The following is a 391-nucleotide window of genomic DNA, read 5'->3' as shown; positions in this document are numbered from 1 at the left end:
CCGCGGATCTGCCGTAACCGATCGTCGGACGCCTTCACCAGATCGAGCGTCTCCCCGACCGACGGCCTGAAAAGAACTTCGCCCTCGGTGATTCGGCCGCCGGTGTAGTCAGTCAGTCGCATGATCGCCAGCGACGTGACGGACTTGCCCGAGCCGGATTCGCCGACGATGGCGAGGGTCTTTCCCGGCTTCACATCGAAACTGACGGATTTGACGGCCTGAAAGGGACCGCGCTCTGTGGAGAATTCAAGGGACAGGGAGCGGACCGACAGGAGCGGCGCGTGAGGGTCTCCGCTCATGGCCGAAGGGCCGGCAGGAATTGCGCAAGTCGTTCGAGGCTCATATGCCTCACCGTCGCCGCGTTCAAGATCGATGTATCCTTGTTGCGCTT

Annotated in this window: 1 protein-coding gene; it reads right to left on the bottom strand. The window is 62.1% G+C overall.

Features of this window, described 5'->3' with window-relative positions; translation table 11 throughout:
* Nucleotides 1-299 (bottom strand): ATP-binding cassette domain-containing protein (locus tag D7Y04_RS43515; RefSeq protein WP_121763096.1); only part of this gene is annotated, 299 nt, incomplete at its 3' end.
* Nucleotides 300-391 lie beyond the last annotated feature (92 nt).

The organism is Corallococcus sp. AB038B (genome assembly GCF_003668955.1).
GTDB lineage: Bacteria > Myxococcota > Myxococcia > Myxococcales > Myxococcaceae > Corallococcus > Corallococcus exiguus.
This window is presented reverse-complemented; position numbering and strand designations above follow the sequence as displayed.